The organism is Streptomyces sp. 150FB, assembly GCF_000818195.1.
Lineage (GTDB): Bacteria > Actinomycetota > Actinomycetes > Streptomycetales > Streptomycetaceae > Streptomyces.
On the sequence record NZ_JTHL01000001.1, the window covers coordinates 5,115,233 to 5,127,957 of the forward strand.

Annotated in this window: 12 protein-coding genes and 1 pseudogene; 10 read left to right on the top strand and 3 right to left on the bottom strand. The window is 70.7% G+C overall.

Features of this window, described 5'->3' with window-relative positions:
- Positions 1-658: pseudogene (locus QR77_RS21910) on the top strand (MFS transporter); the annotation flags it as partial.
- 92 nt (positions 659-750) lie between these two features.
- On the opposite strand, the gene QR77_RS47490 reads toward QR77_RS21910, so the two are convergent.
- Positions 751-894 carry a hypothetical protein gene (locus QR77_RS47490; RefSeq protein WP_173476331.1) on the bottom strand — a complete coding sequence of 48 codons (144 nt, stop codon included), beginning with the start codon at positions 892-894 and terminating at the stop codon, positions 751-753.
- A gap of 176 nt (positions 895-1,070) precedes the next feature.
- Positions 1,071-1,751 (bottom strand): phosphate signaling complex protein PhoU, encoded by a 681-nt coding sequence (gene phoU / locus QR77_RS21915; RefSeq protein ID WP_040023790.1) that lies wholly within the window; start codon positions 1,749-1,751, stop codon positions 1,071-1,073.
- 210 nt (positions 1,752-1,961) lie between these two features.
- Between phoU and QR77_RS21920 the strand changes: the two genes are divergently transcribed.
- Positions 1,962-3,227, top strand: a complete 1,266-nt coding sequence (locus tag QR77_RS21920) for an ATP-binding protein (RefSeq protein WP_040023792.1) — start codon at positions 1,962-1,964, stop codon at positions 3,225-3,227.
- Complete coding sequence (locus QR77_RS21925; protein ID WP_040023794.1) at positions 3,224-3,904, top strand: response regulator transcription factor; 681 nt, start codon at positions 3,224-3,226, stop codon at positions 3,902-3,904. Before QR77_RS21920 ends, QR77_RS21925 begins: the two co-directional genes overlap by 4 nt.
- Before the next feature lie 114 nt (positions 3,905-4,018).
- Here QR77_RS21925 and QR77_RS21930 read toward each other — a convergent pair whose 3' ends face one another.
- Positions 4,019-4,732 carry a hypothetical protein gene (locus QR77_RS21930; RefSeq protein WP_040023796.1) on the bottom strand — a complete coding sequence of 238 codons (714 nt, stop codon included), beginning with the start codon at positions 4,730-4,732 and terminating at the stop codon, positions 4,019-4,021.
- Positions 4,733-5,395: 663 nt separating this feature from the next.
- On the opposite strand from QR77_RS21930, the gene QR77_RS21935 reads away from it, so the two are divergent.
- From QR77_RS21935 to QR77_RS21965, 7 genes are all read left to right on the top strand, one after another.
- Positions 5,396-5,878: a CarD family transcriptional regulator gene (locus QR77_RS21935; protein ID WP_003953493.1), complete on the top strand. Its 483-nt coding sequence runs from the start codon at positions 5,396-5,398 to the stop codon at positions 5,876-5,878.
- Between the two features lie 469 nt (positions 5,879-6,347).
- On the top strand, positions 6,348-7,094 hold the full coding sequence (gene ispD, locus QR77_RS21940) for a 2-C-methyl-D-erythritol 4-phosphate cytidylyltransferase (protein ID WP_040023799.1): 747 nt from the start codon (positions 6,348-6,350) through the stop codon (positions 7,092-7,094).
- A complete protein-coding gene (gene ispF / locus QR77_RS21945; protein ID WP_236710763.1) occupies positions 7,084-7,683 on the top strand; it encodes a 2-C-methyl-D-erythritol 2,4-cyclodiphosphate synthase in 600 nt (199 codons plus the stop codon). Before ispD ends, ispF begins: the two co-directional genes overlap by 11 nt.
- 132 nt (positions 7,684-7,815) lie before the next feature.
- Positions 7,816-8,220: a PPOX class F420-dependent oxidoreductase gene (locus QR77_RS21950; protein ID WP_040023802.1), complete on the top strand. Its 405-nt coding sequence runs from the start codon at positions 7,816-7,818 to the stop codon at positions 8,218-8,220.
- Between the two features lie 191 nt (positions 8,221-8,411).
- Positions 8,412-9,812, top strand: coding sequence for a cysteine--tRNA ligase (gene cysS, locus QR77_RS21955; RefSeq protein WP_040023804.1), 1,401 nt, complete (start codon positions 8,412-8,414; stop codon positions 9,810-9,812).
- Between the two features lie 164 nt (positions 9,813-9,976).
- Positions 9,977-10,930 (top strand): 23S rRNA (guanosine(2251)-2'-O)-methyltransferase RlmB, encoded by a 954-nt coding sequence (gene rlmB / locus QR77_RS21960; RefSeq protein WP_040023806.1) that lies wholly within the window; start codon positions 9,977-9,979, stop codon positions 10,928-10,930.
- Positions 10,931-11,130: 200 nt separating this feature from the next.
- Positions 11,131-12,725: DoxX family protein (locus QR77_RS21965; protein WP_173476449.1), on the top strand; the 1,595-nt coding region annotated here is incomplete at its 3' end.

Sequence of the window (12,725 nt, forward strand, 5' to 3'; positions counted from 1 at the left end):
CGAGCCCGCCGAGCCCCAGGGCCCCCCCGAGTCGGCGTCGCCGCTCCGCGCCCGCCTCGACCTCGCCCGGGCCCCCGGCGTACCCGCCGCGCTCGGCCTCACCGTGCTCTGGATCGCCGGCGCGTTCTGCCTGCTGACCTACCTCAGCCCGGTCCTCGACGCGCTGGGAGGCATCCGCGGCAGCGCGCTCAGCGTCTGGCTGCTGATCTTCGGGGTGTCGGCCGTCGCGGGCAACGCGCTCGGCGGCCGGTTCGCCGACCGCTTTCCGGCGCCCCGGCTCACCGTCATCAGTACGGTCGGGCTCACGCTCGCCCTCCTCGCCTTCGGCGCGCTCCTCACCCTGGGCGTCCACGGCCGTACCGGCGCGGTCTGCGCCGCCGTACTGCTGGTCGTCTGGGGCCTCTTCGGCTGGTCCTTCGCGCCCGTCCAGCAGCATCACCTGGTCGGGCTCGCCCCCGGATCGGCGGGGATCGTCCTGTCGCTCAGCGCCGGAGCGACCTTCGCCGGCATCGCCCTCGGCGGCTTCCTCGGTTCTCTCGCGCTCTCGCACGCCGGCGCCGCAGGGGTCGGCTGGACGGCCGGAGCCGTGGAACTCACCGCTGCGGTGACCGCGCTGCTCCTCGTCGGCCCGGCCGCGCGAAGAGGCCCCGCCCGGTGAACGGAGGCGAACAGAACAGAGAGGTCCCGCCCGCTGAACAGAACGGGCGGGACCTCTTGGTGCGCGTGCTCATCCGCGTACGTGTCCGCGCGTCAGCCGCACTGGCACGGCGCGCCGGACTGACAGCCGCAGCCGCAGCCGGAGCCGCAGCCGCATGCCGCCAGCAGCGGCAGACGCACCGCCTCCTTGGGAGGCTCCTGCGCGGAATCGGTCGTGGTGATGGGGGAATCGGCCATGGGTTCCTCCTCAGAGGCGTACGGAATGCCGCCTCAGCCCATTGGATGCCCAAGACGGCGGGCGCATCAACGGCGCATGCACGCAAGCGCCGCCGTACGCCCCCTGGCGCCGACGTACGCCCCTACGCGCCGCCCCCGCCACCCGTACGAACCACCCCTGGCGCCGACGTACGCCCCTACGCGCCCTCGACCGGTGTCTCCACCGGCTGGATGTCGTCCGCGTGCTCGCCCGTCACCAGGTACACGACCCGCTTCGCCACCGACACCGCGTGGTCGGCGAACCGCTCGTAGTACCGGCCGAGCAGCGTGACATCCACCGCCGTCTCGATGCCGTGCTTCCAGCGGTCGTCCATCAGGTGCTGGAAGAGCGTGCGGTGCAGCAGGTCCATCTCGTCGTCGTCCTGCTCCAACTGGAGAGCCAGATCGACGTCCTTGGTGATGATGACCTCGGCGGCCTTCGCCATCAGACGCTGCGCGAGCTGCCCCATCTCCAGCAGCGTCGTGTGCAGGTCGTGCGGCACCGGCGAGGCGGGGTAACGCAGCCGCGCCTGCTTGGCGACGTGCTGCGCGAGGTCGCCGGCCCGCTCCAGGTCCGCGCTCATCCGCAGCGAGGTCACGACGATCCGCAGATCGGTGGCGACCGGCTGCTGGCGCGCCAGCAGCGCGATGGCGCGGGCCTCCAGGTCGTGCTGGAGGTCGTCGACCTTCTGGTCGGCGGCGATCACTGTCTCCGCCAGCTTGAGGTCGGCGTCGAGCATCGACGTGGTGGCACGCCCGATGGCAGAACCGACCAGCCGGGCCATCTCGACCAGGTCATCGCCTATCGAGTCCAGTTCCTCGTGGTACGCGTCCCGCATGGGTGTGTCCCTCTCTTGACGTTCCTGCCGGGGTCCGGTGGGCTTTGGGGAGTGTCGGGCCCCACGTTCCCACGGTCGGTGCGTTACGCGTCCGGAGCCTCCACCCCAAGTGAACCGGTACTTTCTCCTCGGTGAACTCTGGGCGACGAGTGTTCGAGGAGACACCTGGACCGCTGGGAGAGTGTCCGTGTCCGTGCATAACCTGGAGGCATGGACGTGAACGCGGCGGTCGCCGCATTGGCAGCGATCGCCGGGGTGTGCACCGGCGTGATCGCCATGCTGGCGTTTCGCTGGAGCGAACGCGACCAGGCGAGACCCACGCGCACCTCCCTGCACACCGATGCCGTCCTTCCTCCGGGTGTCGACACCGTACTGTCCGTGCTCCGTTCCTCCGCCGTCGTTCTCGACGAGAGCGATTCGGTGGTGAAGGCCAGCTCGGCGGCGTACGCGCTCGGCCTGGTCAGGGGCGGCAAACTCGCGGTCGAGCCCATGCTGCACATGGCACGCGACACCCGGCGCGACGGCGAGATACGGCAGGTCGAGCTGGACCTGCCGCGGCGCGGTACGGGCCGGGGCGAGGCGCTCGCCGTCTCCGCCCGGGTGGCGCCCCTCGGCTCCCGGCTCGTTCTCCTCCTTGTGGAGGACCTCACAGAAGCCCGCCGTATCGAAGCGGTACGGCGCGACTTCGTCGCCAACGTCAGCCATGAGCTGAAGACCCCGACCGGCGCGCTCTCACTGCTTTCCGAGGCTGTCATGGACGCCTCCGACGACCCCGAGGCGGTCACGCGCTTCGCCGGCCGTATGCAGATCGAGGCGACCCGGCTCACCAACCTCGTACAGGAACTCATCGACCTCTCCCGGGTGCAGAACGACGACCCGCTGGAGGACGCCGAGCCTGTACGGGTGGACGAACTCGTCGCCGAGGCCATCGACAGGTCGCGGCACGCGGCGTCCACGAAACAGATCACGATGGCCGCGGGTGGTCACGCCGATCTCTACGTCTGGGGCAACCGCGGCCAGCTCGCGGCGGCCCTCGGCAATCTCGTCGAGAACGCCGTGAACTACTCACCCGCACGCACGCGCGTCGGCATCGCCGTCAACCGCGTGCCCTCCTCAGGAGGGGACGACATCGAGATAGCCGTCACCGATCAGGGAATAGGTATCTCGGAGAAGGACCGCGAGCGCGTGTTCGAGCGTTTCTACCGCGTCGACCCGGCCCGCTCCCGCGCCACAGGCGGTACGGGACTGGGCCTCGCGATCGTCAAGCACGTGGCCGCCTCGCACGGCGGGGAGGTCACGGTGTGGAGCTCCGAGGGTCAGGGCTCCACCTTCACCCTGAGGTTGCCCGAGGCGGGCACCGTACGGGATCGCACACCCACCGGGCCGGACGATGACGACCATGCCCTCTACGCAACAGACACCAGTCTCGTGCTTGATCCACCGACCGTGATTCCTGCCCCGGAGGTCCTTCCGTGACCCGAGTGCTCGTCGTCGAGGATGAGGAATCCTTCAGCGACGCCCTTTCCTACATGCTCCGTAAGGAGGGCTTCGAGGTCGCCATCGCGACCACGGGGCCCGCGGGGCTCGACGAGTTCGAACGCAACGGCGCCGATCTCGTTCTCCTCGACCTGATGCTCCCAGGACTGCCGGGCACCGAGGTCTGCCGGCAACTGCGCAACAAGTCCAACGTGCCGGTGATCATGGTCACCGCCAAGGACAGTGAGATCGACAAGGTCGTCGGCCTGGAAATAGGAGCCGACGACTATGTGACCAAGCCCTTCTCCTCGCGGGAGCTGGTGGCCCGCATCCGCGCGGTCCTGCGCCGCCGCGGCGAGCCGGAGGAGGTCGCGCCCGCCGCCCTGGAGGCGGGACCCGTCCGGATGGACGTGGACCGCCATGTCGTCACGGTCTCCGGCGACAAGGTCGACCTCCCGCTCAAGGAGTTCGACCTGCTGGAGATGCTGCTGCGCAACGCGGGCCGGGTGCTGACCCGTATGCAGCTCATCGACCGGGTGTGGGGCGCGGACTACGTGGGGGACACCAAGACCCTCGACGTCCACGTCAAGCGCCTGCGCGCCAAGATCGAACCGGATCCGGGGGCGCCGCGCTACCTGGTGACGGTGCGGGGTCTCGGCTACAAGTTCGAGCCGTAAACCGGCCCTTGTCCGCGCGGATGTACAGGGTCGGACGTACAGGCGTGGAGCACGAACGGGAGGCGCCCCGCCGGATCTCCGGCGGGGCGCCTCCCGTTGTACGTACGTGAGTGCTCAGCCGGTCGTGTTGGCCGAGGCGGACGCCGAGTCCGACGGGAGACCGGCCGAACCGGTCGAGCCCGAGGAGTCGGTCGAGCCGGAGCCGCCGGGCGTTCCGGGCGCTCCGGACGTGCCGTCCGCCGGTGTGCCGCCCGGGTTGCCCGAAGGAGAGCCCGAGGGGGTGCCTGAAGGGCTCACCGAAGGCGCGGGGGGTGCGGTGGGACCGATGCCCGCGCGGAAGCTGTCAGCGGGGACGACGAGGGCGCGCAGCCCCACGTCGCCCGTCTTGCTGAACGTGAACACGACGGTCTGCGCGTCGCCGTCCTTCCCGGCTTCCCCGCCGTTCTCGATCAGCGCGGAGGCGTGGCCCTTGCCGCCGAGCTGGACCGAGCCGCCGCCGGGGACGGTGATCGGCCCCGAGCCGTCGCCGGCCGCCGCGAGCCGCACCTTGGCGTCGGTGCCGGGCAGGGCGATCGAGTCGAGCGTCTGCGCGCTCCTGCCGGAGTTGAAGACCGTCCCGGTGACGGCGGCGATGCCGTCGGTGCCGCTCCCGGCCTGGGTGACCACGGTCGCGTTCTGGATGCTGATCTTGTCGATCGTGGTGGCTGCGCTGTCCGGCTTGACGCTGAGCGTCTGCGCGTCGTTACCAGCGCCGCAGGCGGAGAGCGTGGCGAGCGAGAACACGAGGGCAGAAGCGGCGAGGGTGCCGCGTCGAAGGCTGCGGCTCACGGCTGCGGCAACTCCTTGGACGTACGGAACGGAGGGGCTAGGACGCGCCGACGGGCCAAGGACGGGCCGAAGGTCCCGTCAGCGGCCTTAGGTTACCGAGCCGCCCGCACCGGCCCGCACCCGACCCGCCCCCACGCGGTCCGGGGCAGGTGGCGGCTGCGGTACGGGTCCCGGTACGGGTGCGCGGCAACGCCCGTACGGACCGGGCGCGGCGCGCCGATCACGTAACCGCCGCCGCACGGATCCCACGCCGATCCCGGGGTTTCGCGAGCTGTTCACAAACTCAAGGTGATCAATTCCCCCGGCCGCCGCACATTCCTTCCGAATACCGCGCCGGAGCCGTGGTGATCAAATTCAGAATCGGTTCCTTTCCGTCCGCGTGGGTGACCGACATCCGAACGGAGTAGCGGAATTTTCGGCTCATGAATCCGGCATATCGGGACTTTCGCGTCACTCGGAGGGGCTAGCGCGATGTGTAACCTGCATGTTTCCCTACGCCCGCGCAGTGGCTCCGACCTGCGAATACCCGCTCCAGGAGCCCCTCCGCAGCACGTCCCTGGCGGTGTTGTCAAGCCCCGAGATGCGCCCTGACCTGCGAAAACACCATTCAGAAGAGGGCATTCTCGTGTTACCCTGGATAGCCACGGAAGGGGTACCTGTCACATGACGTTCAAGGTTGGCGACACCGTGGTCTATCCCCATCACGGGGCCGCGCTGATCGAGGCTATCGAAACTCGCCAGATCAAAGGCGTGGACAAGACCTACTTGGTGCTCAAGGTCGCCCAGGGCGACTTGACGGTGCGTGTACCGGCGGACAATGCGGAGTTCGTCGGCGTGCGCGATGTGGTCGGTCAGGATGGGCTCGACCGGGTCTTCGAGGTGCTCAGGGCACCGTACGCAGAGGAGCCGACGAACTGGTCCCGGCGCTACAAGGCAAATCTTGAGAAGCTCGCCTCAGGCGATGTCATCAAGGTGGCCGAAGTGGTTCGTGACCTGTGGCGTCGGGAGCGTGAGCGCGGACTCTCCGCCGGTGAGAAGCGCATGCTCGCCAAGGCACGCCAGATTCTGGTGAGTGAGCTGGCTCTCGCCGAGAACACCAATGAAGACAAGGCCGAGGCTCTGCTCGACGAGGTCCTCGCGTCCTGAATCATGACGCCGTCGGCCGGGACTCGGCCCGGCGGTCCGTGATGCGGTAAACGCAGAGTGCGGTAAACGAAGTTGACATGCCCTGCGTGTGGAAACCTGCGTGTGAAAAGCTGTGTGCGTGTACGGGCTGAGTATGCGTACGCGCACATCCCGGACAGCCGATACCGCAGTGAAATGCCGTGGTGCCCGCTGACCAGCTATCAGGATTACGCTGCGTCGCCGGGCGCTGTGGCATGCCCGAACATCCGCACCCCATCCGACATCCGATACATAATCCCCCGTACACAGTCGCCGGCGCGAGCGCCGGACCTGGATCCCCTGACCTGGCCCACTCGTGTGCCGGGCCCGGAGAGCCTGCGTAGCTCGCCTCGACCATGTGTCACGGAAGGGTCCGGTCAAGGCGTCGCGCCCGGCACGCTCAGGCCATACCCACGTCGGCCGAGGATACAAACCTGCCGGAGAGCAACCGATGTCAGACGAAGTCCGCCCGCATCGCACCGCAGCCGTGATCCCCGCCGCCGGCCGAGGCGTACGGCTCGGCCCGGGCGTCCCCAAGGCGCTCCGCGCGCTGGGCGGCACCCCGATCCTCATCCACGCGGTCCGCGCGATGGCCGCCTCCCGTGCCGTCTCGCTGGTCGTCGTGGTCGCCCCGCCCGACGGCGCTGCCGAAGTGAAGAACCTCCTCGACGAGCACGCCCTGCCCGAGCGCACCGACTATCTGGTGGTGCCCGGCGGCGACACCCGCCAGGAGTCCGTACGGCTCGGCATCGAGGCCCTCCCCGAGGACATCACCGCCGTACTCGTCCATGACGCGGCCCGTCCGCTCGTACCGGTGGACACCGTGGACGCGGTGGTCGAAGCGGTACGCGACGGCGCGCCGGCCGTCGTACCCGCGCTGCCCGTCACCGACACCGTCAAGCAGGTCGAGCCGAGGGAGAAGGGCGAACCGGAACCGGTCGTCGCCACCCCCGACCGCGCCGTGCTGCGCGCCGTACAGACCCCGCAGGGCTTCGACCGCGCGACGCTCCAGCTCGCCCACGAGACGGTGCCGGCCTCGGGAGAGGGCGCGACGGACTGCGCGGGCATGGTGGAGCGGCTCGGTACGGCCGTGGTGGTCGTGCCGGGGCACGAGGAGGCTTTCAAGGTGACCCGGCCGCTGGATCTGGTGCTGGCCGAGGCCGTGCTCGCCCGAAGGAGGGCCAACGATGGCTTCTGACGTGTCCGGCGCCTCCGAGGCCACCGGCGCCTCCGAGGCCACCGGCGCCGCAGAGCCCTCCGGGGCTTCCGGGGCTTCCGGTGGCCCGCAGCCCGCGCCGCCCGCTTTCCCGAGCCTGCCGCTGGTCGGCATCGGCACCGACATCCACGCCTTCGAGGAGGGCCGCGAGCTGTGGTGCGCGGGCCTCCGCTGGGAGAACGAGGGGCCCGGTCTCGCCGGGCACTCGGACGCGGACGTTGTCGCCCACGCCGCCTGCAACGCGCTGTTCTCCGCCGCCGGGCTCGGCGACCTCGGCGCCCACTTCGGTACCGGGCGCCCCGAGTGGTCCGGCGCCCCCGGAATCACCCTCCTCACGGAGGCGGCCCGGATCGTCCGCGAGGCGGGCTTCGCCATCGGGAACGTCGCCGTACAGGTCGTCGGGCTCCGGCCGAAGATCGGCAAGCGGCGGGAGGAGGCGCAGCAGGTCCTCTCGGCCGCCGTCGGCGCCCCCGTATCGGTCTCGGCGGCCACCTCGGACGGGCTCGGTTTCACCGGCCGGGGCGAGGGGCTCGCCGCGATCGCCACCGCGCTCGTCGTCCGTACGGACTGACCCGGCCGAAATACCCGCGCGCCGAAATACCCGCGCTCCGCGAGGGGTTGACGTCACGTCAGCCCGTATCGGCGCGCGCATCAGGCACGTATCCGCGTATCAGGGACGTATCGGCAGGAAGGCCGCACCCGGATGTCAGCCACTCTCTCGGACAAGCTCAAAGAGCTGCTCGACTCGACCGTGTTTGTCAGCATCGCCACCATCCAGCCCGACGGCAGCCCGCAGGTGTCGCCTGTCTGGGTGAAGCGCGACGGGGACGACGTCCTCATATCCACCACCGTCACCCGGCGCAAGGCGACGAACCTTGAGCGCGATCCGCGCGTGACGGTCATGCTCCAGCGCTTCGACTCGCCGCAGGAGTACGCCGAGATCCGTGGCACGGCGACCCTCACCACCGAGGGCGGCCAGGAGCTGATCGACGAGCTGGCGGTCAAGTACTCCGGGAAGCGGTACGGCGAGCTGAACCCCGACGCGCACCTGGACGACCCGCGCGTGGTCGTCCGTATCACGCCCCGCAAGGTCGTCGGCAACATCTGAACACGTGGGTGTCCGGGCTCCGGAGCGCCCGAGCACCCGAGCGCGCCCGGGGGCACCGGCGGACCAACACACGCAAAAGGTCGCACGAGGGACCCGTGGGGCGGTCCTGGCGGGCCACCGAATGTCACGCTTCTGTGTCCCGCGGCCCAAGGGTCGCGGGGCACTGCCCCGGGCGCACTACCCTTGGTTCCGTGACCATTCGGCTGTACGACACCGGCGCCCGGCAGATCCGTGACTTCACCCCGCTCATGCCGGGCTGCGTCTCGATCTACCTCTGCGGCGCCACCGTGCAGGCCGCACCGCACATCGGGCACATCAGGTCCGGGCTGAACTTCGACATCATGCGCCGCTGGTTCGACTACCGCGGCTACGACGTCACGTTCATCCGGAACGTCACCGACATCGATGACAAGATCATCGCCAAGTCGGCCGCCCTGAGCCGCCCGTGGTGGTCCATCGGATACGAGAACGAGCGCGCCTTCAACTCCGGCTACGACGTCCTCGGCTGCCTGCCGCCCAGTTACGAACCCCGCGCCACCGGCCACATCACCGAGATGATCGAGATGATGCGCGGCCTCATCGAGCGCGGCCACGCCTACGAGTCGGAGGGCAACGTCTACTTCGACGTGCGCTCCTTCCCCGGCTACCTCCAGCTCTCCAACCAGGACCTCGACGACCTGCGCCAGCCCTCGGGCGAGGGCGAGACGGGCAAGCGCGACCAGCGCGACTTCGCCCTGTGGAAGGCCGTCAAGCCCGGCGAGCCGAGCTGGGAGACGCCCTGGGGGCGCGGCAGGCCCGGCTGGCACCTGGAGTGCTCGGCGATGGCGCACAAGTACCTCGGCACCGCCTTCGACATCCACGGCGGCGGCCTCGACCTGATCTTCCCGCACCACGAGAACGAGATCGCGCAGGCCAAGGCGTACGGCGACGAGTTCGCGCGGTACTGGGTGCACAACGCCTGGGTCACCATGAGCGGCGAGAAGATGTCCAAGTCGCTCGGCAACTCGGTGCTGGTCTCCGAGATGGTCAAGCGCTGGCGGCCCATCGTGCTGCGCTACTACCTCGGCACCCCGCACTACCGCTCGATGATCGAGTACAGCGAAGAGGCCCTGCGCGAGGCCGAGTCGGCGTTCGCACGCATCGAGGGCTTCATCCAGCGCGTCACCGAGAAGGCCGGCAAGGGCGTGCCCGCCGCCGAGGAGGTGCCGCCCGCCTTCGCCGAGGCGATGGACGACGACCTCGGCGTCCCGGGAGCCCTCGCGGTCATCCACACCACGGTCAGGCAGGGCAACTCCGCGCTCGCCGCCGACGACAAGGAAGCGGCCGTCGCCCGGCTCGCCGAGGTACGGGCGATGCTCGGCGTCCTCGGTCTCGACCCGCTGGACCCGCACTGGGCGGGCGAGGCCGACCGCGGCGAGGACCTGCACGGCGTGGTCGACACCCTCGTACGCCTGGTCCTCGACCAGCGCGAGGCGGCGCGCGCCCGTAAGGACTGGGCCACGGCCGACACCATCCGCGACCACCTCCAGCAGACCGGACTCGTCGTCGAGGACAGCCCCTCGGGCCCGCGCTGGACCCTCGGGCCGCACTGACCGGGCGGGGCCGGCGGCAGTCTTACGTACCCTGGTGGGCGAGCCCGTTACACCGAGGAGCGCCGCGTACGACGCGCACGCGTCTCCGAGGCCCCCGAGACGCGTACGCGTCTGAGCGGTCTCTGATGTCTTTGATGTCTCTGAAGCGACGAAACAGGTAGGCCATGGCCGGGAACAGCCGCAACAACCCCCGCACGTCCAAGAAGAAGGGCGCGCAGGTCGGCAGCGGTGGCCAGCGACGCCGGGGACTGGAGGGCAAGGGCCCCACACCGCCCGCCACCGCCCGCAAGGGCCATGTGAAGAACCGCGTGGCCAACGCCAAGAGCAAGCAGACCGCCAACGCGCGCCGCCAGATCGCCCGCCGCGGCGGCAAGGGCTCCAGCGAGATGGTCGTGGGCCGCAACCCGGTCTTCGAGGCGCTGCGCGACGGCGTCCCGGCGACGACGCTCTACGTCCAGCAGTTCATCGACAACGACGAGCGGGTACGCGAAGCCCTCCAGCTCGCCGCCGACCGGGGCGGCATCCATCTGATGGAAGCCCCCAGGCCCGAGCTGGACCGGATGACGAACGGCCTCAACCACCAGGGCATGGTCCTCCAGGTCCCGCCCTACGAGTACGCGCACCCGGACGACCTCGCCGCCGCCGCCTTCGACGAGGGCGCCGACCCGCTGATCGTGGCGCTCGACGGGGTGACGGACCCGCGCAACCTGGGCGCCGTCGTCCGCTCCGTCTCGGCCTTCGGCGGCCACGGTGTCGTCGTACCCGAGCGGCGAGCCGCCGGTATGACGGCGGGCGCGTGGAAGTCCTCGGCCGGTACGGCGGCCCGTACGCCCGTCGCCCGCTGCACCAACCTCACGCGCACGCTGGAGGCGTACCAGAAGGCCGGTGTGGTCATCGTCGGTCTCGCGGCCGACGGCGAGACCGAGGTCGGCGAGCTGCCGGCCCTCGGCGGCCCGGTCGTCATCGTGGTCGGCAGCGAGGGCAAGGGCCTGTCGCGGCTGGTCGGCGAGACGTGCGACTACCGCGTACGGATTCCCATGCCGGGCGGCGCCGAATCGCTGAACGCCGGGGTCGCGGCGGGGATCGTGCTGTACGAGGCGGCGCGCCGCCGCGCCTGAGCGGATCGGCGTCGGATCGGGGCCGGATCGGGGGCCGCATCGCGGGTCGCGGAGGCTCCCGGGCCGGTCGGAGGGCGTGCCGCGGGGGGCACGGGGCTCTCGCCGGGATGTCGCCGGGCCCCATTACCCGTTGATCTTTGACGGGTCTCGGACATATACGTCTGTCAAGGCAGTGTCCTAAACACAAGTCACTCGGTTAGATGAGTGTGGACACCAGAACGCCCCAGCCCGGGTTCGACGATCAGCCCCCGCTGAGCATGCTCAAGGTGGATTGCGATCCCGCGCAGGTCATCGTGAACCACGCCAGCTTCCGGGTGAAGCTCGCTCCGCCCCAGCGCACCGGACCCGCCCGCGTACGCGCGGCCGGGGACACCGCGCGTATCCCGGCGATGAGCGGTGCCGTCGCGGGTGCGGGGCGCCGTAAGGCCCCCGTCGTCTGGAGCGGCAGGTCGGAGCCCGGCGACCCCGGAGCGAGCGGGCTCCTCCAGGCCGTACGGAACTCCTCCGTCCGGACCACCGCCGCTGTGCGGGCGGGCGGCGGCGCCTTCGGCGACGTCCCCGAGGGGGGGTACGACCCGGGCGCCACCCAGACCATCCCGCGCATCGCCCTCGACGACGACGCGACCCGGCTGAGCCCGACCATCGGGAGCCAGGGGCGCGGTCGCGGGCCCGGATCGGGCCCGGGCTCGGGCCCCGGCTCAGGGGGGCCGCTGCTGCCGCCGATGCGGCAGGCGGTCGGCGCGTACGACATGCGCGAGCCCGGCCCGTACGACGACGACCTCGACCCGGATCTCGACTTCGACGACGAGGCCGACGGCGACGAGGGCCGGGACGAGCGGCGCGGCCAGCGGCACGGCGCCGACGCCGTGCGGCACGCGTACTACCCGGGCCGCCGGATGAACCTCGGCGTGGTGCTCCTTCCGCTCCGCGTCTTCCTCGGTTTCATCTCGATCTACGCCGGTATGGGCAAGCTCTGCGACCCCGTCTACTTCGACGGCGGCGAGCGCGGCTCCATGGTGAAGTGGCTCACCTCGCTGCACCCGTGGGCCCTCGCCGAACCCCTGCGGGACTTCGCGCTCTCGCACCCGGTCGGCGCCGGTCTCTCGATCGCCTTCATGCAGATCGTGGTCGGTGTCCTCACCGTCCTCGGCCTGTGGCAGCGGGTCGCGGCGTCCTTCGGCGCGCTGCTGTCGGCGGCGCTGCTGCTGACGGTGAGCTGGCGGACCGTACCGGCGTACGACGCGCCCGACATCATCTACCTGGCCGCCTGGTCGCCGCTGATCATCGCGGGCGCCCCGGTCTACTCGGCCGACGGCCGGCTCGCCGGCGAGGCCTGGCGCAGGCTCGGCCCGCGCTCGGACATCTGGGACCTGCGGCGGCGCGTGCTGCGCCGCGGCGCGATCGTCGCGTCGGTCGTCATCGGGCTCACGCTGCTGGTCGGCTCGGTGCTGGGCGGGGCCGTACGGTCCTCCGACATGGTGACCGTGCCTGGCCCCGGCCAGGACCCGGTCAACCAGCTCCCCGGTTACCCGCTGCCCCAGAAGCCGGGCAGCAGCAGCGCCTCGGGTACGCCCGGGAGCGCGGGCTCGGCGGACGGCAAGCAGTCCCGTCCTTCGGCGAGCAGTTCGGGCAGCCCCTCGGCCAGGCAGTCGTCGCCCGGCGACGGTCAGGTACGGGAGTCGGCCACGGCCGGCGCGGGCAGCCAGGGCCGGCCCAGCCAGACCCAGGGCACGACGGGCCGCCAGGCGCCGCCGCAGGTGGAGCAGGCACCGCCGCCGTCCAGCAGCCAGGGCCC